Origin of the sequence: uncultured Sneathiella sp. (genome assembly GCF_963976355.1) — a bacterium.
Taxonomy (GTDB): domain Bacteria; phylum Pseudomonadota; class Alphaproteobacteria; order Sneathiellales; family Sneathiellaceae; genus Sneathiella.
Window position 1 is genome coordinate 430,979 of sequence record NZ_CAXBKA010000003.1, and the last position, 21,579, is coordinate 452,557.

The following is a 21,579-nucleotide window of genomic DNA, read 5'->3' on the forward strand; positions in this document are numbered from 1 at the left end:
GCGACAAGTCCGGAGAAGAGAGACGCATGACAATGATGACGCCGCAGGAAATTATGGAAATGCTCGCCGAGCATGGCAAATGGCTCGTCAATTCGAAAAAAGGCGCCCGGGCCAATTTCAAGCATGCGGATTTCACCGGGGCGAATTTCGCCGGGGCCAAGCTCCAGAAGTCCAGCCTCTCGGGCTGCAAGCTCTCGCGTTCGATCTTTCGCGGTGCCAACCTGATTTCCGCCGACCTTTATGCCGCCGACCTGACGAAGGCCGATCTGCGCGATGCCCTGCTGATCCGGGCAGATCTGCGCGGGGCGGAGCTGAAGGGCGCGAAGCTCAACGGCGCCAACCTGCAGGAAGCGGATTTCCGCGGCGGTTCCCTCATCCTCTCGGGCGGCGAGACCGTCACCTTCCCCGCCGGTGATCTGTCGGACGCGGAGATGGAGAATGTGGTCGCCGAGAAGGCCAATCTCAACGGCGCGAATCTCGCGGGCGCGGCGCTCGGCAATGCCAATTTCGCCTATTCCCAGCTGCGCGGCGCGAACCTTGCGGGCGCCGATCTGCATGGCGCGGGCTTCATCGGCTCGGACATGGCCGGTTGCGACCTGTCGGGCGCCGATCTGGCCGGGGCCGACCTCAGCAATGTGAACCTCAACGGCGCCAAGGTCGAGGGCTGCAATTTCGATAACGTAAAACTCGACGGCGCGAAACTCGAGAATGTCGATTTCTCCAAGGCGAAATCCGGCGCGACGCATCTGGTCGAGGAACCCGAATCAACCCCGCTGCCGCCCAATCTTCAGGCGCTGCTCAAAAAGCACTTCCTGTGGGTGGAGACGAACGGCCTCAAGGGCGAGCGCGCCGACCTCTCGGGCATGGATCTCTCCGGCATGGATCTCTCCGGCTGCGCCCTCAGCGGTGCGACCATGCGCGGCTCCAATCTCAAGGGCGCCAATCTCAACAAGGCGCAGACGGTGATGAGCGACATGTCGCAATGCATCATGGAGGAGATCAACCTCTCGGGCGCGGTGATGGAAGGGGTCAACCTCTCCCGCTCCAACCTCAAGAACGCCCGGCTGAAAGGGGCGATCATGACGGCGGTCGACCTCAAGGATTCCAAGGGGGAGTCGCTCGGCAAGAAATGGCCCGCCAACCTCTCGGCAGCGAATTTCAGCGGCGCCAACCTCGAAGGCGCGGACATGACCGACGCCAACCTCATCGACGCCAACTTCAAGGGCGCCAACCTGACCGGCGCCATCTTCACCGACGCCGACATGGAAGACGCCCAGTTCGACAAGAAGATCAGCGCCTAGTGGATCTTGTGATCGCCGGTGCCGTTTCCGAATTCATAGACATGGACGAAATAGCCCGCCATCGGGTTGCGGTCGAGATATTCGATCAGGTAGTCGCGGCAAGCGGTGCTGGCATCGCTGATCAGATACTGCCAGAGCGGCTCCATCGGGCGGGTTTTGGTGTCGACATGCGACACGCTGATCGAGCCGGCCCATTTCACATCGAACCCGCTCAGGTAATTCTCCGCGTAATGGCGGAACACGTCGGCCTCGTCGATATTCACTCCGGCCTTGTTCTCGAAGCAAAGTCGTAAGTTCATGGCTGTCCTCCTGTCTGATGTAATGTAAGCAGGCTGGCGGAAAAGAAAAGACATCTCGCCCCGTCCGGCAGCGGCGCCATGGGGTGGCATCCCCTAGGAGAATCGAACTCCTCTTTCCAGAATGAGAATCTGGCGTCCTAACCGATAGACGAAGGGGACGCAATAAACGGGCATTTATCTACGGGCGCTTTTTCGGCGCAGCCCGGACCGGATGGTATCCCCTAGGAGAATCGAACTCCTCTTTCCAGAATGAAAATCTGGCGTCCTAACCGATAGACGAAGGGGACATGCATCCTGTCGCAGGGGCAGGATTTACCTATTTTACCTTTATATATCAAGTAAAAAATGTGAAAACTTTTATTTCGTCGCAAAGCTGTTGCAAAGGCTGCAGGCCTAAGTCAGGCGGACGGCGTCGTCAATCATCAATTGCGCCGAGACCTTGCCCTGCCAGACGTTTTTGCGAAGATGCCCGGCAATATGAAAACCGGCGCCCTGATGGCTGAGCAATGCCTCGCCGAGCGGGGTTTCGAGCGCCCGGAAACAGATGCCCGCAAGCCGCCCCCGCCCGCCGGTCCCGGTCATGATACAGCGCACATGATTCTCGCCGACGATGCTGGCCTGTACGAGGCGGACATTCTGCAATGCGAAGCGCGGCTCCGGGTTGCCCGCGCCGTACGGCCCCGCCTGCTCCAAGAGGGAGATCAGCTCCACCGTCGCCCCTTCCACCGAGAGGGCGCCGTCGAGGCCGAGGCTCGCAGTTTTCGACGCCTCGCTCACCGCGCCTTTCAGCCGGTCATTGAGGAAGGCGCGAAACTCATCTATCCGGTCGCTGGCGATGCTGAGGCCCGCCGCCATCATATGGCCGCCGCCCGCCGTGATCAGCTGCTTGTGCCGCGCCGCACCGATGGCCGCGCCGATATCGACACCGGGGACCGAGCGGCCGGAGCCTTTCCCCTCCGCCCCGTCGAGCGCAATGACGATGGCCGGACGCTGATAGGCATCCTTCAGGCGGCTGGCGACGATGCCGATGACGCCGGGATGCCAGTTCTCTCCGGCAACGACGATAATCGAATCATCCTTGAGGGCGCTGCCCTCCACCAGCGCGAGGGCCTCATCCTGCACCCCGGCCTCGATCGTCTTGCGGTCCTGGTTATAGCCGTCGAGAAACTGCGCGAGCTTGCGGCATTCCGCCGGATCGTCGAGGGAGAGAAGCTCGGGGCCATATTCCGGCCGCCCGACGCGCCCGCCCGCATTGACCCGGGGGCCCAGCAAAAAGCCCGCATGATAGGTGCCCGGCGCCTCATCCAGCCCCGCCACATCGGCGAGCGCCGCGAGGCCCGCATTACCCCGCCGCGCCATGACCTTAAGGCCCTGCGCCACGAACGCCCGGTTCAGCCCGACGAGCGGCACAACATCGCAGACGGTGCCAAGCGCGACGAGATCGAGCCAGTGGATCGGGTTCGGCTCGCGCCGCGTTTCATTGTACCAGCCCGCCTCCCGAAGCGCGCGGTTGACGGCGACGACCAGCAGGAAGGTGACGCCGACGGCGGCGAGATAGGTAAATTTCTGGCTCTCGTCATGGCGCTTGGGGTTGATGACGGCGACGGCGTCCGGCAGGCGGGTCTCCGCCTGATGATGATCGACGACGATGACCTCAAGGCCGATCTCCTTCGCATGGCTCAGCACATCGAAGGAGACGATGCCGCAATCGGCGGTGATCACGAGATCGATGCCCTGGGATTTCAGTTTATCCATCGCCGCGGCATTCGGGCCGTAGCCCTCCTTCATGCGGTCAGGGATATAGATGATGACGGGTACGCCAATGGCGTTGAAGAAGCGTTTGAGAAGCCCTGAGGAGGTTGCGCCATCGACGTCATAATCGCCGAAGACAGCGATTTTCTCTTTGCCCTCGATGGCCGCCGCGATGCGGCCTGCCGCCTTGTCCATATCCTTGAAGCTCGACGGGTTGGGCAGCAGGGTGCGGAGCGTCGGGTCGAGATACTGCTCCGCCTCCTCCAGCGCGACGCCGCGCCCGGCCATGACCCGGCCGACAATCTCCGGCACATCGAGACGCTGGGAAATGGCGAGGCCGAGTCGTTCATTCTCGGAGCGAAGACGCCAGCGTTTGCCCTTGAGCGAGCTTTCCACATCCAGAAAGGCGGAGACTACCGGCGCATCCATAACAGGCCTTTTTACTTCGCTTTGTGGTCACCCCGGATATAGCGCACGGTGCCGGAATGGGAGCGCATGACGATGCTCTCCGTATAGATCCGGTCGCCCTTCTGGCGAACGCCGCGCAGCATCGATCCGTCGGTCACGCCGGTGGCCGCGAAGATCACATCGCCCGCCGCCAGCTCTTTCAAATTGTAGACCCGGTGCAGGTCGGTGATGCCCCATTTGGCGGCACGGGCCTTCTCGTCGTCATTGCGGAAGACCAGTCTGCCCTGCATCTGGCCGCCGATGCAACGGAGCGCCGCCGCCGCCAGAACACCTTCCGGTGCGCCGCCGGTGCCGACATACATGTCGATGCCCGTTTCCGGGTCCGCCGTTGCCATCACGCCGGCCACGTCGCCGTCGGAGATCAGCTTGATCCGGGCGCCGGTCTTGCGGATATCGGCAATGATATCGGCATGGCGCGGCCGGTCGAGAACGCAGGCCATGGTCTGGTTGACCGGCACGCCCTTGGCCTTCGCGATCGCGGTCAGGTTTTCCCCGGCCGATTTGTTGATGTCGATGATCCCCTCTTCATACCCGCCGCCGACAGCGATCTTTTCCATATAGGTATCCGGGGCGTTGAGGAAGTTCCCCTCCTCGGCGAAGGCGATCACGGCCAGCGCGTTCGGCCCGCCCTTCGCGGTCAGCGTCGTACCTTCCAGCGGATCGAGCGCGATGTCGATCTTGGTGCCCTTGCCGGTGCCGACTTTCTCGCCGATGTAGAGCATCGGGGCCTCGTCCCGCTCGCCCTCGCCGATGACGATGGTGCCATCGATATTGAGCAGGTTGAGCGCCGTGCGCATGGCATCGACAGCGGCCTGGTCGGCGGCCTTTTCATCGCCAAGACCAACAAGGTTACAGGCGGCGCGCGCCGCGGCTTCCGTTACACGGACAATTTCCAGTGTGAGATTTCTATCTAAAGACGAGGACTTAGTCATATTTCTTCTTCCATTACTTCAACAAACAGCACGCTCTATCAGAGAGAGACGATGCGAATCATACGCGGCTTTGCCACACTATGGGCGAAATTTTCAATTTTTCCAAGGGCGCGGACCAGCGCCGCCTCCTGCACCTCATGGGTCACGAGGATGACGGAGACCGCCTCCTGCTTCGACCGGCCGCGCTGCAACAGGCTTTCAATGGAGATATTCTCGTCGCGGAACACGGCCGAGACATCGGCGATCACGCCCGGTTCGTCATAGACGGTCAGGCAGACGTAATAGGCGCCGACATGATCCTCGACGGAGACTTTCGGCGTCTCCGCCATTTTCGCGACCGGCACACCGAAGGTCGGGGTATGACGGCCGAGCGCGATATCGACGATATCGGCGACCACGGCGGAGGCGGTCGGTCCCTCCCCGGCGCCGCGCCCGACATAGGAGGTTTCATCCACAAAGTCGCCATCGACGACGACCGCATTGAAGACGCCGTTGACATTGGCGATAGTGGTTTCGTGGCGGACCATGCAGGGGTGTACCCGCTGCTCGATCCCCTTTTCAGTCCGCCGGGCAACGCCAAGCAGACGGATGCGGTAGCCGAGTTCCCCCGCCGCGGCAATGTCGGCGGCGGTAACGTTGCGAATCCCCTCGATATAGACACTGCCGAAATCGACCGGAGTGCCGAAGGCGACGCTGGTCAGCAGGGCGAGCTTATGCGCCGCATCGACACCGTCGATATCGAAGCCGGGATCGGCCTCCGCATAGCCCAGATCCTGCGCATCCTTCAGGATCGCATCGAACTCGCCGCCCGTCTCCTCCATCTCGGTGAGGATATAGTTGCAGGTGCCGTTGAGGATACCGTAAACGCGGGAGATGGCATTGCCCGCCAGCCCCTCGCGCAACGCCTTGACGATCGGGATGCCGCCCGCGACCGCCGCCTCATAGGCAAGCTGCGCGCCATGGGTTTCGGCAATGCCCGCAAGCTCGTTTCCGTGAATGGCGAGCAGCGCCTTGTTCGCGGTCACGACCGACTTGCCAAGACGCAATGTCTTCTCGCAGAGCTCCCGCGCGACGCCATCGCTGCCGCCGATCAGTTCCAGCACGATATCGACATCCGGATCCTCGGCCATCGCCGTTGCATCGTCATACCAAGTCAGCCCGTCGAGGGAGACGCCGCGGTTCTTCGTCTTGTCGCGGCCCGAGACCGCCGTCACTGTCAGTCGCGCACCGGAGCGCGCCTCCAGCAGGTCGCCATGCGTCTGGATGATCTTGAGGACGCCGCCACCGACGGTGCCCAGCCCTGCAATACCGATTTTTACTAAAGTCGTCACAATCTACGAAGCCTCGCGTTTTGCCAGGTTCTGGTCCACCCCGGCCATGAATTTCTTGATGTTGCGGGCCGCCTGACGGATACGCTGTTCATTCTCGACCATGGCGACGCGCACGAAGTCATCGCCATGCTCGCCAAAGCCCAGCCCCGGCGCAACGGCGACCTTCGCCTCCTGCAGGAGCAGTTTCGAGAATTCAAGGCTGCCGAGGTGTTTGAACGGCTCCGGGATCGGCGCCCAGGCGAACATGGTCGCCTCCGGCGAGGGAACATGCCAGCCCGCCGCCGCAAAGCCGGAAATCAGCACATCGCGCCGCTGTTTATAGAGTTTGCGGAATTCCTCCACGCAGTCCTGCGGACCGTTCAGGGCCGCCGTCGCCGCCACCTGAATGGGGGTGAAGGCGCCGTAATCGAGATAGGACTTGATGCGGGCCAGTGCCCCGATCAGCCGCTTGTTGCCTGTCGCAAAGCCCATGCGCCAGCCGGGCATGGAATAGGTTTTCGAAAGCGAGGTGAACTCGACCGCGATATCGCGCGCGCCCTCCACCTGCAGGATCGAGGGCGGTGGCTCATCGCCGAAATAGATCTCCGCATAGGCAAGGTCAGAGAGAATATACATGCCGTGATCCTTGGCGAATTTCACGACCTCTTTATAAAACGCGACATCGACCGTCATCGCCGTCGGGTTGGACGGGAAGTTGAGGATCAGGCAGGTCGGCGCCGGAATGCAGTGGCGCACCGCGCGTTCCAGACCGGCAAAGAAATCAATACCGGGCCCAACCTCGAAATGCCGGACGACCGCGCCCGCGATGATAAAACCATAAGGGTGGATCGGGTAGCTCGGGTTCGGCGACAGGATCACATCGCCCGGCGTGGTGATCGCCATGGCAAGGTTGGCCAGCCCCTCCTTGGAGCCGAGCGTCGCGATGGTTTCCGTCTCCGGATCGATCTCGACACCGAAGCGGCGCTTGTAATAGGCGGCGTTGGCGCGGCGCAGGCCCGGGATGCCCCGGCTCGTCGAATAGCGATGGGTGCGGCCATCGCGCACGGTTTCCACCAGTTTATCGACAATATGCTGCGGTGTCGGGCTGTCCGGGTTGCCCATGCCGAGATCGATGATATCCTCGCCCGCCGCTCGCGCCGCCGCCTTCATCCGATTGACTTCTTCGAAGACATAGGGGGGCAAGCGTTTTATACGGTGAAAATCCGGATCCATCGGCCTCTTCCAGTTCAATTAAAAGGGCGGTTCCCGGCGCGATTTTAAAGCGCTCCGGGTTCCTGGGTTAAACATCATGCGGGTATTTAAACGACTTTGTGTTAATTTAGAAGAAAGATTTCCGTTCGCCGGTTCTTTGCTTCCGCGCTCGGCATCGGCTCATCGATCAGCGGCTGGGCATCGCTGACGGATTCGACGATCATGTCACCCGGCGCCACGCCCGCCTTCAGCAGATAATCCGCGACCGCCGCCGCGCGCTGTTGCGAGATGTTGAAATTCACCATCATATGCTCCGCCTCGCCCATCTGCCGCGTCCGCCGTGAGGCATGACCAACGACTTTCAGCGTACCGCCCGCCGCGAGCTGGGCGCGGGCGATCCGGTCCAGTATCTGCCGGTCGGCGGCATTGATCCGGTGCGAGCCCTGGGCGAAATAAATCGTCTCGATCGGCGAGGAACCGTCGGAGGCGGCATAGTTGCGGATCACCCGGCCACCCTCTTCAGGCGGCGGCGTCAGGGTTACCCCGCCGGAGGATTGCCCCGCACTCCCGGAGGAGGATGCAGAAGAAGAGCTCGCGGAATTCGTCACCACGGTTGTCGACTGCTGGCTTCCCGATCCGTCCGGCAGGCGTTTCGCGCCGGAGGCGGCGAGCTGCTGCTGGAACACATTCTCGACTTCCGGCCGCTGGGCTGAGTCGCCGCTGATCAAGGCCTCCCGGTTCGGGGCGGGCGGCGGTGTCGTTTCCTTTGCCTCCGTCACTTCCGGTGCGGGCAAGGGTTCCTCGGTCACCGGCGCTTGCGCGACGGCGGGAACGTCCGGTGTCTTTTCCTCAACCGTTTCGGTCACCTGCTCGGTCACGGTCGTCGTCGTGCCTTCCGCGGTTTCAGTCACCGTTTCCGTGACTTTTTCCGTGACCGTCTCGGTCACTTCGGGGACGGCCGGTTTCGCGGGCATGGCGGGCGGCGGCTGCACAGAGGTATCGGCGCGCAGGGTCTCATCGGTGTAGCGGGCATTCTCGCGATCGGCGCGGAGCCCCTCCCCGATGCCTTCCGCCTCGCTCAGGGCGACAGGCGCCTCCGGCGTTTCCGGCACCTCATTGATATTCGGATATTCCGCGTCGGCCTCTTCCTCTTCGGCGCCATTGGTGGAACAGCCCGCGACGGCGAGCAGCGTGAGCACAAGAAACAGCCCGGCGCCTGCGCGCAAGCCCCGCAAAAAACGATTTTCGAAAGCGTGAAGCAACCTGTTCATCGAAACGTCCGTCCTGTCCTCTCGACCGCCTGCCAAAGGCCCGCATTGAGATTGGCAAGGTTTTGATATAATCTGTTAAAAAACCAAGCTATCATAAAACATATGGTGGATAATTTCGCAACGTTTTCTGAAGGCTTCATGACGGCGGCGCGAAATTTCCGGACCAGAAATCTGTCAGCCGAGAATGCTCAAAGCAAACAGGGGAGGATGTGCCGAGATGCCGAACAAGGAACCACTGGAAAGCGGTCAGGAAGCGCTTGAGGCGTCCAAGGAATTCGCCGAGAATTTCGCCAAGATTGCCGCCCAGAGCCAGGCGCTCGTCACCGAGTTTCTCAACAACCAGCCCAAAACCCCCGTCGATCCCGACCCGGCCCATGTCGGCCAGACCTTCATGGAGCTGATGAACAAGATGATGGCGGATCCGGCGAAAATCGTCGAGGCGCAGGCGGCGCTGTGGAAGAACTATATGGACCTCTGGCAGAATGCGGCCCGCCGCGCGAGCGGGGAGGAAACCAAGCCCCTCGTCACCCCGGAAACCGGCGACAAGCGCTTCAAGTCCGAGGAATGGAGTCAGAACCAGATCTTCGACTATATCAAGCAGTCCTACCTGATGACCACGAACTGGATACAGGATACCGTCGCCCATGTTGACGGGCTGGACGAGCAGACGAAGAAGAAGGCCGAGTTCTACACCAAGATCTATACGGACGCGCTCTCGCCTTCCAACTTCTTCTGGTCGAACCCGGATGTGCTGAAAAAGACCATGGAGACCAAGGGCGAGAACCTGGTCCATGGCCTGGAAAATATGCTCGATGACCTGAAGCGCGGTAAGGGGCAGATCAGCCCGAAGATGACCGACGACAGCGCCTTCGAGGTCGGGCGCAATATCGCGGTGACGCCGGGCAAGGTCATTTTCGAGAACGACCTGATGCAGCTCTTGCAGTATGAACCGGCGACGAAGGAAGTCTACAAGCGGCCGTTGCTGATCACCCCGCCGTGGATCAATAAATTCTATATCCTCGACCTCAAGTCGGAGAACAGCTTCATCAAATGGTGCACCGAACAGGGCTACACCGTCTTCGTCATTTCCTGGGTCAATCCGGACGAGCGGCATGTGGACAAGACGTTCGAGAGTTACATGTCCGAGGGAATCCTCGCGGCGCTTGATGCGATCGAGACCAGCATCGGCGAGAGGGAAGTCACCACCATCGGCTATTGCATCGGCGGCACCCTGATGGCGGCGACGCTCGCCTATCTTGCCGCGATCGGGGAGGACGACCGGATCAAGGCGACCACCTTCTTCGCCGCCCAGCTCGATTTCGAGGAGGCGGGCGATCTGCTTGTCTTCACCGACGAGGACCATATCCGCATGGTCGAGGAGCGGATGAAGGACAGCGGCTATCTGGAGGGCAAGGAGATGGCGAACACCTTCAACCTCCTGCGCTCCAACGATCTGATCTGGTCCTTCGTGATCAATAACTACATGATGGGCAAGACGCCCTTCCCGTTCGACCTTCTGTACTGGAATTCCGACGCGACCAACATGCCGCACAAGATGCACAGTTTCTACCTTCGGAACATGTATCAGAAGAACCTGCTGCGGCAGCCTGGCGCCCTCACCCTCGGTGGCCAGCCCATCGACCTCAAGAAGGTGAAAACGCCGGTCTTTATCCAGGCCAGCAAGGAAGACCATATCGCGCCGTTCAAGTCGGTGTTCAAGAACACCCAGATGTTCAGTGGCCCGACAGAGCTGATGCTGGCAGGCTCGGGCCATATCGCCGGGGTCATCAACCATCCGGCGGCGAAGAAGTACCAGCACTGGACAAACACAAAGAAGAAGAAATACGACACCGCCGAAGAATGGCTCGCCGATGCGACGGAGCATCCGGGCTCCTGGTGGCCCTATTGGGATAAATGGCTGTCGAAGAAATCCGGCCCCAAGGTGCCGGCGCGCGATCCATCAAAAGGCAAGCTCAAGCCGATCGAGGATGCGCCGGGCAGCTATGTGAAGATCAAGGCGAAACCCTATACGGGCCCCAAGAAAAACGGCGGCGGCACATAAGGCCGCACGCCCGATGCAAGTGGTCCGGGGTCAGTCCCCGCCGCCGCCGAGGCCGAGCTCCTTGCGGTAAATCTGGCCCATTTCGGCATAATGGTCCGCCCCTTCGGTGAGGGTGGCCTGTTCCTCCTCCGACAGCTTGCGCAGGCATTTGGCCGGTGAGCCGCCCCAGAGTTCGCCTTTGGGGACGCGCTTACCCGGCGTGACCAGCGCACCGGCGGCGACCATCGCCCCGCTCTCGACGACAACACCGTCGAGGATGATGGTACCCATACCAACGAAACTGCCGTCTTCCAGCGTGCAGCCATGGATCAGGCAGTTATGGCCGACCAGCACATCATCGCCGATCTTCGTCGGATGCGTGCCGCCGGAGACATGAATGACCGTGCCGTCCTGGATATTGCTGCGCTTGCCGATGTCGATGGTATAGACATCGCCGCGCACCACGCAGTTAAACCAGATGCTGGATTTCTCACCGATTGTCACGCGGCCGATCACATCGGCGGACGGGGCGATAAAGGCATCCGGCGCGATATCCGGCAGGACGCCTTTGAAGGGCATAATGTTCTTGCTCATGAGTTTCCGTTTCTTTTCTTTTTATTATTAGGGGAACAACGGCGCCTGTTCAAGGCCGAGAGTCTCTTCGAGCCCGAACATCAGGTTCATGTTCTGCACCGCCTGTCCGCTGGAGCCCTTGACCAGATTGTCGATGGCCGCAATCACCGTGGCCCGGCCCGGAATGCGGTCCGCGAACACATTGATCACGCAATTGTTGGAGCCGCGCACCATCTGCGTCTGCGGGATCGCGCCCTCTTTCAGCAGCCGGATGAAGGGCTCGCCTTCATAGCTTTTCGCGATCTCGGCCCGGAGATCCTGCACCGTCTTGCCGGGCGCAAGCCGGACATGGGCGGTGATCAGCTCGCCCCGGCTCATCGGAATGAGATGCGGCACGAAATTGACCCGGATATCGGCAGCCGGACGCCCCGCGGCCTTCGCCACCTCCTGCTCGATCTCCGGCGCATGGCGATGGCCGGCGATGCTATAGGGGCTGAGCCCCTCGCCCGCCTCGCTAAAGAGCGTGTTCTGCTTGAGGCCCCGGCCAGCGCCGGTAATGCCGGATTTCGCATCGATCACCAGATCATCGGCATCGATCAGCTGAGCCCCCACTAGCGGCACCAGCGCCAGCAGCACCGCCGTCGGATAGCAGCCCGGACAGGCAACCAGCCGGGAGGCGGCGATCTTCTCGCGGTTCAGTTCGGTGAGGCCATAGACAGCGTCTTTCTGCAGCTCCAGCGCCTGATGCGGATGGCCGTACCATTGTTCATAGGTCGCCGGATCCTCGATCCGGAAGTCGGCGGAGAGGTCGATCACCTTCACCGAGCCGGGCAGCCCTGCAATAATCTCCTGCGTGGTGCCATGGGGCAGGCCGCAGAAGACGGCATCGACTTGGGACCAGTCGGCATCCTCCACCGCGACCATATCGGGCAGGCCATAGCCGCCGAGATGCGGATAGACATCCTCCACCGGCTGTCCGGCCTTGCGGTCGGCGGTCAGCAGCGAGATATCCACATTCGGATGCCGGAGCAAGAGCCGCATGGCCTCCGCTCCCGTGTAACCGCTCGCGCCGAGCACGCCGGCCTTGATTTTCTGTGTTGTCTTTGTCATGTCTTTCTTTCCAGGCAGGAAATGCGCCGGACTCCTCCGGGATCGGACCCCGTATAAGCGTTATTTTTTCAGATATCCGCGATGCTCATCCTTGAGGCATTTATCCGCGAACCAGATCAATACATTCAGATCGAATTCCTCTCGGGCTTCGTCGCTTAATCGGAGTCGGCCTTTTTTCAGGCCCGCCAGAATAACCTTGTTCGCCTTGCGCAGGAGGGCCGCCCGGACCGAGCCGCGTACATCAAGCTGGTCGCGCATTTCCGCGACAAGTTCCTCTCCGGTCAGCTCATGGACATGCTCCTTGAGACGGAGCCGGAAGGCGCCTGCCGCGTCCAGCGCGATCTCCAGCTTCTCGATACTGATGTCGTCCGGGTCCGTGATCGAATATGTCATTCCTGCTTTCCTGTCGCCGGCTGGGGCGGGGTTCATGGCGATTTCTTACACGAAATTCGCCCCCTGGCAAAGGTTTCTCAAATATTTCCGTCTGAATTCGCCACAAAAAAAGGCGGCACCCAGTGCCGCCTTTTCTCTTTCGTATCGGAACCTTATCTCAGTCCAGCAGCACGAGTTCTTCCGCTGATGCTTTACCGTTACGCCCTTCAACCAGTTCATACTGAACTTTCGCGTTTTCCTGAAGGGTCGTCAAACCGGCCCGTTCAACAGCCGAAATATGCACGAAAGCGTCTGACCCGCCGTCCTCTGGTGCGATGAAACCGTAACCTTTGGTCGGGTTAAACCACTTTACTGTACCTTTTGCCATGTCTTAGTCTCCTGGACACTCATCTATATATCAGGCCAACAGCGCCGTCGAAGTGCCCAATAGCGGCGACCGGTTGACCTTGGAAGCGCCGCCCCTTAGCAATTTTCAGCCAGAATAATGGACTCCCGAGGACTCGCCTAATTGATAATTTACCTTTTTGCAAGAAAGATTTGAGGAAAATCAACTTTTTGTGAAACACAGCCGGATTAGTTGCAACAATATCCCGCAAACCGCTTAATTTTTAAGCAACCTTCCAAACTGAAGACAAACAGACTAACTCAATTGTCCGTTCCCCGAAAAACCGCAAACAGCTTCCTGCGGGGCGGATTTTTATTGCTGACGGGTCCGGATGCGCAGGCTATTCTCCTCTGATACAGCAAGCCGGAGAACCCCTGAGAAATGACCAGTGATCAGAAAGCCCGTGGAAGCTGCCTGTGCGGCGCGGTTACCTTTGAAGTGGACGGCCCGCTTCGCAAAATCTCCTACTGTCATTGCGGCCAGTGCCAGAAATCGAGCGGCCATTATTTCGCCGCCACCGCCGCCGCAAGGAGCGATGTCACCCTGACCGAGGATCGCGGCCTGAAATGGTTCAAATCCTCCCCTTGGGCGGAGCGCGGCTTCTGCGGCGAGTGCGGTTGCAGCCTGTTCTGGCGCATGGAGGGGGACGGCAATATCAGCATCCTCGCCGGATCGTTCGACGGCGACGTCCCGCTGACGGCGGAGGCGCATATCTTCGTCAAGGGCCGCAAAGGCTACTACGACATTACCGACGGCCTGCCGCAATATGACACCTATCCCGGCGATCCGAAAAGCAGCGAAGGAGATGCACAATGAAACTCGACGGATCCTGCCATTGCGGTGCGGTGGCCTTTTCCCTCACCTGCGCCCATCCCTATCCCTTCAACTACTGCTATTGCTCGATCTGCCGAAAGACGCAGGGCGGCGGCGGGTTCGCCATCAATCTCGGCGGCGATGCGGACAGCTTGACGGTCGAGGGGGAGGAAAATATCTCCGTCTATCAGGTCCGGCTGGAGGATGGCCCCAGCCCGGCCAAGCGCCATTTCTGCAAACACTGTGGCAGCGCGCTCTGGGTCTATGATCCGCGCTGGCCCGAGCTTATCCACCCCTTCGCCTCCGCCATCGATACGGACTTGCCCGCCGCACCGGAGCGCACCCATCTGATGCTCGGATCGAAGAAAGGCTGGGTGCCGCTGGACACCGGACCCGACGATAAGCTTTTTGACGAATACCCCGCCGAATCCATTGCCGACTGGCATAAAAGGCTCGATCTGGAAAGTTAGGGTCTTGATCCTCGCCCGGACATGGCCAGATTTATGTCATAATAAATCCATGCACGCCTGATACATCGCGTTGCTCTGAGGATAACGGGGAAAAGATATTTCATGCATAAACTGACATTGCTGCGTCATGCCAAATCAAGCTGGTCCGACCCTGGCAAGGCCGACATCGACCGGCCGCTGACATCGCGCGGGCGGCGCGGCGCGCTCAAAATCGGGACCTATATGGCGGAGCACGGGATTTTTCCCGACCTGATCCTCTGTTCCCCGTCCCGGCGGACGCGCGAGACATTGTCACAGATCAACCCTTTCCTGCCCGACGGGATCGAGGTGCAGATCGAGAAATCGATCTATTCGGCCGGTCATGGCGACGGGCTGGTCTGCTATCTCAAAAGCTCGGCGATCGAGGAGGCGCATGTCATGATCATCGGCCATAACCCGACGATGCAGCAGATGGCCCTCAACCTCGCCTTGCCGACGGCGGAGAACAGCTATTCAATGATCGAGAAGAAATACCCGACCGCCGCCCTCACCCAGATCCGCTTCGACATCGACGACTGGAGCCAGCTTAAAGGTCGCGGAGAGCTGCTGCATTACGTCACGCCGAAGATGCTGCCGGGGCTGCCCGCGGATGAAGAGGACTGAGAATGAGCACGGAGCGAGTCGATATCGATACATGGGAGCGGCGGGAGCAATATCTCCTGTTTCGCAGCATGGAGGTGCCGCATTTCAGCCTGACCGCTCCGGTGGAGATAACACCGCTGGTCGAGACGGCGCGGAAAGACAGGCGCTCCCTCTTTAATGCAGTGCTCTATGGCATCATGCGGACGGTCAACGGCATTCCCGAGTTCCGCACCCGCTTTCGCGGTGAGGAGGTCCTGCGCCATGACATCGTGCACCCCTCCTTCACCGTGCCCATCGCCAATGATCATTTTGCCTTCTGCGAGGCGCGCTATCAGGAGGACTGGCCGGCCTTCGATGCGGAGGTGACCGCCGCCAAGGAAAAGGCAAGCCGGCAGACCAAGCTCTCGGACGACATCGCCGGCGAGGATCAGTGGATTTACTTAAGCTGCATGCCCTGGCTCGATTTCACCGCCGCGACCCACCCCTTGCAAAACAGGGATGACTGCATCCCGCGCATTGCCTGGGGCAAGATCATCGAGGAGAATGGCCGCGTCAGGGTCTCCGTCAATCTCCAGGCCCATCACGCCCTGATGGACGGGCTGCACGCGGCCCGGTTCTATGACCGCCTTCAGGAAAATTTGCAGAAGTTCTAGGAACGAATTCTAGTCGAGCAGGACAAAAACGGTCTTCGCGGCACTCAGGGTCTTGATCTGATCCTCCCGCGTGAGGCGCATATTGGTGAACTGAAACTCGCTGGAATAAAAGACGAGGCGGTTGCAGACGCCATGGTCATCGAGCAGCGGGAAGCCGACCGCATAGCTGTTCTCCACCTCGCCGCTTTGCGTCACCCCGGTCAGCTTCGTGAACATGCCGCAGGGGCGGGAGACGCATTCATACATGGACGCCGCCGCGCGTTCCCGTGCCTCCCCTTCCCAGAAATCAAGCAGGTTCCGGCCCGTCACCTCCATGCCGAAGCGGTCGACAATGGCCGTCCCCGCCAGGCGATAGATGATCTCGTCCCGCGACACCACCTCATACATGGCGATGGCGGGCAGCATGGAATGAATTTTGGTGGGGTCGAAACGGCTGCGTCTGGGAACAAGTCCGTCCCGGTCAAGACTGCGCCAGTAAGCCGCAAACTCCTTCGCATCCGGCGTCACCCAGTCGATGTCGTCGAACTTCTCATAGACCATGCGTTACTCTTGTCCCCCGATCAATAGCAGGCTTGACGGTTTGGTCCGCGCATGCGCAAAACCAGCGAAATATATTAATCGTTGTTTCATTAGGTCCCCAAAATATACCGGTTTATTCATTGTATGCCAACAAACAATTTCGTTATCCGCCGGCCGGAAACCGGCGAAAACAAACGGGTTGGACATTTTTCTCACTCGAAAACCGGGAAAAAGCCGATTATTTATTATAACTTACGCCAAGTCCGGCGCGCGCGTCATTTTGGATGCCATATTGCGGGATGGGATAACGCAGCCCGTTCTTGGAAAGTGCCGCCAGCCCGTCGATCACCTTCGGCAGATAGGCGGGCGGAATGGCCATCAGCAGTTCATCCTCCAGCACACCGCCGTAGCGCCGCTCGGCAAAGCAGGGCAGCGACAGGCTCGGCTCCCCGGTGGAGAGCGCCCGGCCCCAGCTATCGGCGCAGGAAGATTCCCCGACGACCGAGAAATCGAGCTTCTTATAGCCCGCCCATTGCAGGCCGTTGATGAACAGGATCATCTGCGCCGGAGTTGCGTAAATCAGGCAGATATCCGGCGGGTTCAGCCGTTTGGAGGCAAGCGGCGAGACCGCCATCGCCTGGAACTGTCCCGAGGGGACCACGGTCATCGCCGACTGGTGATTGCGGGCATCCTCCGGCGTTTGATACCAGACCCCGGCGTAGCGCGCGCCTTCGCGCCATTCCGCATCCTGCGGATGCAGCCCCATCACCGCGCCGCATTGCGCACCGACAAAATCCTCCGCCGTTGCGCCGACGGTCCAGCCGAGGCGGCAGGCCTGCGCCACGATCTGGTCGGCGGTATGAATGGAGCCGGGCCGCCGGATCTTCTCGACCGCCTCCATCTCCTCCTTGGTCTCAAACAGCTTCATGCCGATCGGCGTCGCCCGGATGCGCAAATATTTGTTCAGCCCGGCGAGAATCGCGTCCCAATCATAGTAATTTTCGAGTTTTGTCATTTTTTATACTCCTTTTTGCAAAGAGTGGCATGAAAGCACGCGCCTGTCATCCTGTCCGTTGCCCGTCGCGATCATTACACGCGCCCCAAAACTATTGAAATTTCCGCAAAATGCGCAATGTTATAGAGGAGTTCCTGTCCCAGACGAGACATATATATGACGGCAAAAAAACCCTATCATCATAACCCGCGCGGCGGTTTTCGGAACCCGGAGGGCAGCCCCAACCTCCAGATGCGCAAGCGCGGCCTGATGCGGTTTATCTACCGGCAGATGAAGAAGAAGCAGGTCCCCGAGCTGCCCGCGGGCCACGCACTCGACCGCTCCGGTGTCGAGGCAGGCATCACCGCCGGCGGCAACCCGAGCGTAACCTGGCTTGGCCATGCGGCCTTTATCATCCGCACCGGCGGCAAGGTGATCCTGACCGATCCGTACCTGTCCGAGAATGCGGGTCCGGGCCGGGTCGGGCCGAAACGCTATGTGCCCGCCGCCCTCAAGGCGGAGGAACTGCCGAAGGCCGATGTCATGCTGGTCAGCCATAACCATTACGACCATCTGGATGCCCGCACGGTCCGCGCCTATCCCTATAAGGAGCATACGCAGGTCATCGTCCCGCTCGGCAATGCCGCCTTTTTCAGGAAGCGCGGCTATACGAAGGTGATCGAGGCGGACTGGTGGGACAGCTGGTCGGAGGACGGGCTGACCATCACCACCCTGCCCGCCGTGCATTCCTCGGGCCGGGGCGTCCATGACCAGAAGAAAACCCTGTGGGCGAGCTTCGGCATCAAAACGGCGGCGGAGAATATCTGGTTTTCCGGCGACACCGCCTATGGCGACATCTTCCATGAGATCGGCGAGAAACAGGCGCCGTTCGATCTTGCCATCGTCGGCATCGGCGCCTATGAGCCGCGCGAGATCATGAAAATGGTCCATGCGACGCCGGAGGATGCGATCCAGATCGCCCGCGCCATCGGCGCCCGGCGCGCGCTTGGCATGCATTGGGGAACGGTATTGCTGACGCCCGAGGACCCGTTCGAGGCACCGATCCGCTTCCGCCAGGCCGCCATCGACCAGGACTATGGCGCCGACAACGCCTGGATCCTCAAGATCGGCGAGACCCGCTCGCTGAAAGAGGCGGCGTAACGCTTCCCCGCCGCGCCGCCCGCATCCGGAGACCGTCCCGCATATTGAGGCCGAGGAGGACGATATTGGCGGCCCCGGCCAGCAGCTCGACCCCCTGCACCCCATAAAAGACCGCATCGAACGCCCCCGCCTCCGCCTTATGCGCGAGAAAGAAGGCGGCGGGCATCAGGATGAGAAAGCCGTTTGCCGCAACAAAGGGCATCCGTCGACGCTTTCTCTCGATCATCGCGCCGCCGTGCCCCTTCGCGAGGCGAAACCCCAATATCCCCGCCCCCATCAGCGCCGGGACCAGCAGCAGAAAGCCCCAGGGGATCGCCGTCTTGACCGCCGTCACCACCTGCGGCGAGGCGAACAACTCCGATACGGCCGTCGACATCCAGAATGTCATAATCGTTGCGAGCGCCAAAGCCCCGGCGACAGGATGCAGGAATTTCATCATCATCTCCTCCTCTTGGATTTTATATATAGCTTGCTATATAATATTGCATAGCATGCTATGCAAGTGGTAAAAGAGGAAATGACATTCAAAAAGGAACAATCGGCGGGTTATCTCGCCAACCATATGGCGCGTCTGTTTGCCCGCGGGCTGGACGCGCGAATCCGTCCGCTCGGCCTCAGCACGGGGATCTTTCCGGCCCTGCTGGAGCTGTGGGAGAATGACGGCCTGACGCAGAAGGAGCTGGTGACCCGCCTCGATATCGAGCAGGCGACGATGGCGAACACCCTGAACAGGATGGAGCGGGACGGCTTCGTCACCCGGCGGAAAGATGCGACGGACGGACGGGTGCAGCGGGTCTGGCTGACCAATAAGGCGCGCAAACTCGAAGGCCCGGCAATCAGCGCGGCAAAGGCGCAGAATGCGGTGGTGCTCTCGACCCTTTCGCCAGCGGAGCAGGCGGATTTCCTGAAACTCATGGGCAAGGCCGTTGCGGCCATGCGGGCGGTCGAGAAAAAGCCCTGACCTCAGCGCCGGAGCTGGCTGAAATATCTCCGGTGAAAGGCGATATAGCCCCTCTCCGTCTCCCGCAAATGCGGCCGCATCAGCATATGCAGATTCTCCAGCGCATGGAACGGCACGGCGGGAAAGGCATGGTGCTCCGCATGGAAGGGCATGTTCCAGGCGAGCTTGCGCATCACCGGATTGCTCATGGTCGTGCGGGTGTTGGTGAAGCTGTCCTCCGTCTCCGGGCAGAGGCCATGCTCGGCCAGCAGGTAAAGCCGCAGGAACGGCTGACCGAGAAGCGCCGGGATAATCCAGACATAGAGCAGCAGGGTCGAGCCCGCGGCGATGGAACCCCCCGCCAGCAGCGCATAGAGAAGCAGCATCCCCCGCGCCTCCCGCGTGATGCTCGCGCGGCCATGCGCCGGCACGAAGGGATCCGTGCAGCGGCCAGCGGCGTTCCGGATCAGGGTCCGGAGATGGGAGGCCCAGATCGGCAGGCCGGAGACATGCCAGATATACCCGGCCAGCGTCGCGGGCTTCGGGCGTTGCAATTCAGGGTCGCGCATCGGGTCCTGGGTGAAGCGGTGATGCTCGATATGGAAATAGCGGAACCATTCGGGCGGCAGGACGATCAGCAGCCCGCTGAGCCACGCCGTGGCCTTGTTGAGCCAGAGGCTCCGATACGCCGTGCGATGCACGCTCTCATGCAGCGCGGTAAAGAGGAAGAGGATCAGTATCCCCTGCGGCAGCATCAACAGCTGCCAGCCCGGCCCCTTTAGCGCGATCAGCGCCCCGATCAGAAGGATCAGCCCCGCATGCCCGGCAAGATGCACCAGCCCCTTGATATCCGAGCGGCGCGTCAACATCTCCCGCTGTCCCTTCGTTAAGGACTTTATAAACTCACGGCTGTCCATGGAAAGAGCTTACGGCAGAATTTTCCGTAATGAAATGCGACATTTTGGGCGGGGAGACGGAAGGAACCAAATGTATCAAATTACATATTTATGAAAACGACATATATTTTATCGCAATTATTAAGCTTGGTTTCATTTGAGCATATAGAAACTATGCCCTCAAAATCTTTCCGGGTGGATATGAGTTTTTCCGTTGCGGCCATTACTTCAGGTAATTGGGCAAAAACCATAAACTTCAAACATCTTGAAGAATTCATGCTTGATTTGGACTTTCCATTCAACAAAGAAATAATGTCTTTTAAAATCCCTGCTTTCTGTGCGGCTCCGTAACTATCCCCGCCATTTACAGGAATATTACATTTTACTTCCGCAATAATCGGGATAGTTCCCACATTTGCTTCTAAATCAAAGCCATTTGTATTCGGCTTTGTAGAATAAATACCTTTAAGAACAGCTGACTTCTCTATCTCATTCCAGCATAATTTTTCTGAGAGCCAATCAACGAATGCCAGCGTCAACTTCATAGTTACTATGTTGTTAATATCGCTGAGCACGGTTTTTAGCTTCAATAAAGCTTGCAGATCCATCTTTATATAATAGTCAGAATCTTCAGTCCCGAGATCATTCACAAGGAAATCGTTTAGTCTCCTCGCTAATATTTTCTCTCTATCATAGCTCATTTCATACAAGGAATTCTATATTGCCAGCATGTCCAACATCACAGTTATCTTATATTGATTATCGTATTGTTCAACTATGTCTACATGCAATACTTTGATACGGTTCTCCCCCCAACAAAAAAGGGCCCGCCGAAGCGAGCCCTTTTCTTTGTCGTATGCTCTCGCGATTAACGCTTGGAGAACTGGAAGCTCCGGCGGGCTTTCGCGCGGGTCTAGAGTTTTGCCAGCAGGATATAGACTTCATTATATCCGATCAGGAAAACACCCTGTCGTGGCTGTGCCAGCAACCGGTTGAAGGATCGCGGGCAATCGAGTTCCGATTGCAGGACATGATATTGTCGCTCAGCAGACGCCTCAAGCCCTATCCTTCGCCAGGACCCGCCCGCCGAGCCGAAAGTCTGCATATCATCCCTGAGGATGATTTTCTCAGCCGCGCGCCGGGCGCAGAATGTCCCATCGGGTAGGCGAATGGCCCGCGCTGCAACGGACAGCGTTGATCCGATCAGCGCCTCGGCCTCCTGAAAGGACTCCATAGTGTGGACACCGGCCGCCCTGACCTCCGCCACCCTCCAACGCCCGGCAAACGGATCAGCGCCAGACGCAGCGTCGAAGGCCCCTACCGTCCCGACCCCTGCAATTAGCGCGGTCAGCAGCATTGCAACAAACAACCGTTTGCCCATGATCTCAAATCCCAAATCTTGCTACACCACTATACTATCCATAAAAAAGGGCCCGCCGAAGCGAGCCCTTTTCTGTATCGTATG

The 21,579-nt window shown here is 59.7% G+C and carries 24 protein-coding genes and 2 tRNA genes; 8 read left to right on the plus strand and 18 right to left on the minus strand.

The window, feature by feature from the left end; genetic code table 11:
- The first annotated feature begins 26 nt into the window (after positions 1-26).
- Positions 27-1,301 carry a pentapeptide repeat-containing protein gene (locus tag AAC599_RS09170; RefSeq protein WP_340150105.1) on the plus strand — a complete coding sequence of 425 codons (1,275 nt, stop codon included), beginning with the start codon at positions 27-29 and terminating at the stop codon, positions 1,299-1,301.
- Here AAC599_RS09170 and AAC599_RS09175 read toward each other — a convergent pair.
- The 8 genes from AAC599_RS09175 to AAC599_RS09210 form a co-directional block, all read right to left on the minus strand.
- Complete coding sequence (locus AAC599_RS09175; protein ID WP_340150106.1) at positions 1,298-1,600, minus strand: hypothetical protein; 303 nt, start codon at positions 1,598-1,600, stop codon at positions 1,298-1,300. The genes AAC599_RS09170 and AAC599_RS09175 overlap by 4 nt on opposite strands.
- Before the next feature lie 84 nt (positions 1,601-1,684).
- Positions 1,685-1,759, minus strand: a tRNA-Glu gene (locus tag AAC599_RS09180).
- 53 nt (positions 1,760-1,812) lie between these two features.
- Positions 1,813-1,887, minus strand: a tRNA-Glu gene (locus tag AAC599_RS09185).
- A gap of 106 nt (positions 1,888-1,993) precedes the next feature.
- Positions 1,994-3,781: a single-stranded-DNA-specific exonuclease RecJ gene (gene recJ, locus AAC599_RS09190; RefSeq protein ID WP_340150107.1), complete on the minus strand. Its 1,788-nt coding sequence runs from the start codon at positions 3,779-3,781 to the stop codon at positions 1,994-1,996.
- An 11-nt stretch (positions 3,782-3,792) separates the two neighbouring features.
- On the minus strand, positions 3,793-4,752 hold the full coding sequence (gene glpX / locus AAC599_RS09195) for a class II fructose-bisphosphatase (RefSeq protein WP_340150108.1): 960 nt from the start codon (positions 4,750-4,752) through the stop codon (positions 3,793-3,795).
- A gap of 38 nt (positions 4,753-4,790) precedes the next feature.
- On the minus strand, positions 4,791-6,083 hold the full coding sequence (locus AAC599_RS09200) for a homoserine dehydrogenase (RefSeq protein ID WP_340150109.1): 1,293 nt from the start codon (positions 6,081-6,083) through the stop codon (positions 4,791-4,793).
- A 3-nt stretch (positions 6,084-6,086) separates the two neighbouring features.
- On the minus strand, positions 6,087-7,295 hold the full coding sequence (locus AAC599_RS09205; protein ID WP_340150110.1) for an LL-diaminopimelate aminotransferase: 1,209 nt from the start codon (positions 7,293-7,295) through the stop codon (positions 6,087-6,089).
- A gap of 101 nt (positions 7,296-7,396) precedes the next feature.
- On the minus strand, positions 7,397-8,545 hold the full coding sequence (locus AAC599_RS09210) for an OmpA family protein (protein WP_340150111.1): 1,149 nt from the start codon (positions 8,543-8,545) through the stop codon (positions 7,397-7,399).
- Between the two features lie 217 nt (positions 8,546-8,762).
- Here AAC599_RS09210 and phaC point away from each other — a divergent pair, with 217 nt between their 5' ends.
- Entirely contained in the window at positions 8,763-10,607 is a 1,845-nt protein-coding gene (gene phaC / locus AAC599_RS09215; protein WP_340150112.1) for a class I poly(R)-hydroxyalkanoic acid synthase, read from the plus strand.
- A gap of 30 nt (positions 10,608-10,637) precedes the next feature.
- Here the strand turns inward: phaC and AAC599_RS09220 are convergent, their stop codons facing one another.
- The 4 genes from AAC599_RS09220 to AAC599_RS09235 all read right to left on the minus strand — a co-directional run bounded on the left by AAC599_RS09220 (position 10,638) and on the right by AAC599_RS09235 (position 13,029).
- Positions 10,638-11,180: a gamma carbonic anhydrase family protein gene (locus tag AAC599_RS09220; protein ID WP_340150113.1), complete on the minus strand. Its 543-nt coding sequence runs from the start codon at positions 11,178-11,180 to the stop codon at positions 10,638-10,640.
- A 27-nt stretch (positions 11,181-11,207) separates the two neighbouring features.
- Positions 11,208-12,269 carry an N-acetyl-gamma-glutamyl-phosphate reductase gene (argC, locus tag AAC599_RS09225; protein WP_340150114.1) on the minus strand — a complete coding sequence of 354 codons (1,062 nt, stop codon included), beginning with the start codon at positions 12,267-12,269 and terminating at the stop codon, positions 11,208-11,210.
- Between the two features lie 60 nt (positions 12,270-12,329).
- Positions 12,330-12,662 carry a hypothetical protein gene (locus tag AAC599_RS09230; protein WP_340150115.1) on the minus strand — a complete coding sequence of 111 codons (333 nt, stop codon included), beginning with the start codon at positions 12,660-12,662 and terminating at the stop codon, positions 12,330-12,332.
- A 157-nt stretch (positions 12,663-12,819) separates the two neighbouring features.
- Positions 12,820-13,029: a cold-shock protein gene (locus tag AAC599_RS09235; RefSeq protein WP_161315544.1), complete on the minus strand. Its 210-nt coding sequence runs from the start codon at positions 13,027-13,029 to the stop codon at positions 12,820-12,822.
- 399 nt (positions 13,030-13,428) lie between these two features.
- On the opposite strand from AAC599_RS09235, the gene AAC599_RS09240 reads away from it, so the two are divergent.
- The 4 genes from AAC599_RS09240 to AAC599_RS09255 all read left to right on the plus strand — a co-directional run bounded on the left by AAC599_RS09240 (position 13,429) and on the right by AAC599_RS09255 (position 15,604).
- Positions 13,429-13,863, plus strand: a complete 435-nt coding sequence (locus tag AAC599_RS09240; RefSeq protein ID WP_340150116.1) for a GFA family protein — start codon at positions 13,429-13,431, stop codon at positions 13,861-13,863.
- A complete protein-coding gene (locus AAC599_RS09245) occupies positions 13,860-14,330 on the plus strand; it encodes a GFA family protein (RefSeq protein ID WP_340150117.1) in 471 nt (156 codons plus the stop codon). Before AAC599_RS09240 ends, AAC599_RS09245 begins: the two co-directional genes overlap by 4 nt.
- Before the next feature lie 102 nt (positions 14,331-14,432).
- Positions 14,433-14,972: a histidine phosphatase family protein gene (locus AAC599_RS09250; RefSeq protein ID WP_340150118.1), complete on the plus strand. Its 540-nt coding sequence runs from the start codon at positions 14,433-14,435 to the stop codon at positions 14,970-14,972.
- A 2-nt stretch (positions 14,973-14,974) separates the two neighbouring features.
- The gene (locus tag AAC599_RS09255; RefSeq protein ID WP_340150119.1) at positions 14,975-15,604 is read left to right on the plus strand and encodes a chloramphenicol acetyltransferase; all 630 of its coding nucleotides are present in this window, start codon (positions 14,975-14,977) and stop codon (positions 15,602-15,604) included.
- Positions 15,605-15,613: 9 nt separating this feature from the next.
- Here AAC599_RS09255 and AAC599_RS09260 read toward each other — a convergent pair whose 3' ends face one another.
- On the minus strand, positions 15,614-16,144 hold the full coding sequence (locus tag AAC599_RS09260; RefSeq protein WP_340150120.1) for a PAS domain-containing protein: 531 nt from the start codon (positions 16,142-16,144) through the stop codon (positions 15,614-15,616).
- Between the two features lie 217 nt (positions 16,145-16,361).
- Positions 16,362-17,138, minus strand: coding sequence for a DUF169 domain-containing protein (locus tag AAC599_RS09265; RefSeq protein WP_340150121.1), 777 nt, complete (start codon positions 17,136-17,138; stop codon positions 16,362-16,364).
- A gap of 156 nt (positions 17,139-17,294) precedes the next feature.
- On the opposite strand from AAC599_RS09265, the gene AAC599_RS09270 reads away from it, so the two are divergent.
- Positions 17,295-18,278, plus strand: a complete 984-nt coding sequence (locus AAC599_RS09270) for an MBL fold metallo-hydrolase (RefSeq protein ID WP_340150122.1) — start codon at positions 17,295-17,297, stop codon at positions 18,276-18,278.
- On the opposite strand, the gene AAC599_RS09275 is transcribed toward AAC599_RS09270, so the two are convergent.
- Positions 18,238-18,720 (minus strand): hypothetical protein, encoded by a 483-nt coding sequence (locus tag AAC599_RS09275; RefSeq protein ID WP_340150123.1) that lies wholly within the window; start codon positions 18,718-18,720, stop codon positions 18,238-18,240. The genes AAC599_RS09270 and AAC599_RS09275 overlap by 41 nt on opposite strands.
- Positions 18,721-18,795: 75 nt before the next feature.
- Between AAC599_RS09275 and AAC599_RS09280 the strand changes: the two genes are divergently transcribed.
- Complete coding sequence (locus tag AAC599_RS09280) at positions 18,796-19,239, plus strand: MarR family transcriptional regulator (protein ID WP_340150124.1); 444 nt, start codon at positions 18,796-18,798, stop codon at positions 19,237-19,239.
- A gap of 2 nt (positions 19,240-19,241) precedes the next feature.
- Here AAC599_RS09280 and AAC599_RS09285 read toward each other — a convergent pair whose 3' ends face one another.
- From AAC599_RS09285 to AAC599_RS09295, 3 genes are all read right to left on the minus strand, one after another.
- Complete coding sequence (locus AAC599_RS09285) at positions 19,242-20,087, minus strand: fatty acid desaturase (protein ID WP_340150125.1); 846 nt, start codon at positions 20,085-20,087, stop codon at positions 19,242-19,244.
- Positions 20,088-20,215: 128 nt separating this feature from the next.
- Complete coding sequence (locus AAC599_RS09290) at positions 20,216-20,815, minus strand: hypothetical protein (RefSeq protein ID WP_340150126.1); 600 nt, start codon at positions 20,813-20,815, stop codon at positions 20,216-20,218.
- A 212-nt stretch (positions 20,816-21,027) separates the two neighbouring features.
- Positions 21,028-21,495: a hypothetical protein gene (locus AAC599_RS09295; protein WP_340150127.1), complete on the minus strand. Its 468-nt coding sequence runs from the start codon at positions 21,493-21,495 to the stop codon at positions 21,028-21,030.
- Between the last annotated feature and the right edge of the window lie 84 nt (positions 21,496-21,579).

Coding starts and splice junctions, on each gene's coding strand:
- AAC599_RS09285 (WP_340150125.1), bottom strand. CDS start 20,087: ATGTTGACGCGCCGCTCGGATATCAAGGGGCTGGTGCATCTTGCCGGG.
- AAC599_RS09265 (WP_340150121.1), bottom strand. CDS start 17,138: ATGACAAAACTCGAAAATTACTATGATTGGGACGCGATTCTCGCCGGG.
- AAC599_RS09255 (WP_340150119.1), top strand. CDS start 14,975: ATGAGCACGGAGCGAGTCGATATCGATACATGGGAGCGGCGGGAGCAA.
- AAC599_RS09275 (WP_340150123.1), bottom strand. CDS start 18,720: ATGATGATGAAATTCCTGCATCCTGTCGCCGGGGCTTTGGCGCTCGCA.
- AAC599_RS09170 (WP_340150105.1), top strand. CDS start 27: ATGACAATGATGACGCCGCAGGAAATTATGGAAATGCTCGCCGAGCAT.
- AAC599_RS09230 (WP_340150115.1), bottom strand. CDS start 12,662: ATGACATATTCGATCACGGACCCGGACGACATCAGTATCGAGAAGCTG.
- AAC599_RS09290 (WP_340150126.1), bottom strand. CDS start 20,815: ATGAGCTATGATAGAGAGAAAATATTAGCGAGGAGACTAAACGATTTC.
- glpX (WP_340150108.1), bottom strand. CDS start 4,752: ATGACTAAGTCCTCGTCTTTAGATAGAAATCTCACACTGGAAATTGTC.
- phaC (WP_340150112.1), top strand. CDS start 8,763: ATGCCGAACAAGGAACCACTGGAAAGCGGTCAGGAAGCGCTTGAGGCG.
- AAC599_RS09240 (WP_340150116.1), top strand. CDS start 13,429: ATGACCAGTGATCAGAAAGCCCGTGGAAGCTGCCTGTGCGGCGCGGTT.
- AAC599_RS09205 (WP_340150110.1), bottom strand. CDS start 7,295: ATGGATCCGGATTTTCACCGTATAAAACGCTTGCCCCCCTATGTCTTC.
- AAC599_RS09295 (WP_340150127.1), bottom strand. CDS start 21,495: ATGGGCAAACGGTTGTTTGTTGCAATGCTGCTGACCGCGCTAATTGCA.
- AAC599_RS09220 (WP_340150113.1), bottom strand. CDS start 11,180: ATGAGCAAGAACATTATGCCCTTCAAAGGCGTCCTGCCGGATATCGCG.
- AAC599_RS09250 (WP_340150118.1), top strand. CDS start 14,433: ATGCATAAACTGACATTGCTGCGTCATGCCAAATCAAGCTGGTCCGAC.
- AAC599_RS09280 (WP_340150124.1), top strand. CDS start 18,796: ATGACATTCAAAAAGGAACAATCGGCGGGTTATCTCGCCAACCATATG.
- AAC599_RS09245 (WP_340150117.1), top strand. CDS start 13,860: ATGAAACTCGACGGATCCTGCCATTGCGGTGCGGTGGCCTTTTCCCTC.
- recJ (WP_340150107.1), bottom strand. CDS start 3,781: ATGGATGCGCCGGTAGTCTCCGCCTTTCTGGATGTGGAAAGCTCGCTC.
- argC (WP_340150114.1), bottom strand. CDS start 12,269: ATGACAAAGACAACACAGAAAATCAAGGCCGGCGTGCTCGGCGCGAGC.
- AAC599_RS09270 (WP_340150122.1), top strand. CDS start 17,295: ATGACGGCAAAAAAACCCTATCATCATAACCCGCGCGGCGGTTTTCGG.
- AAC599_RS09260 (WP_340150120.1), bottom strand. CDS start 16,144: ATGGTCTATGAGAAGTTCGACGACATCGACTGGGTGACGCCGGATGCG.
- AAC599_RS09175 (WP_340150106.1), bottom strand. CDS start 1,600: ATGAACTTACGACTTTGCTTCGAGAACAAGGCCGGAGTGAATATCGAC.
- AAC599_RS09210 (WP_340150111.1), bottom strand. CDS start 8,545: ATGAACAGGTTGCTTCACGCTTTCGAAAATCGTTTTTTGCGGGGCTTG.
- AAC599_RS09235 (WP_161315544.1), bottom strand. CDS start 13,029: ATGGCAAAAGGTACAGTAAAGTGGTTTAACCCGACCAAAGGTTACGGT.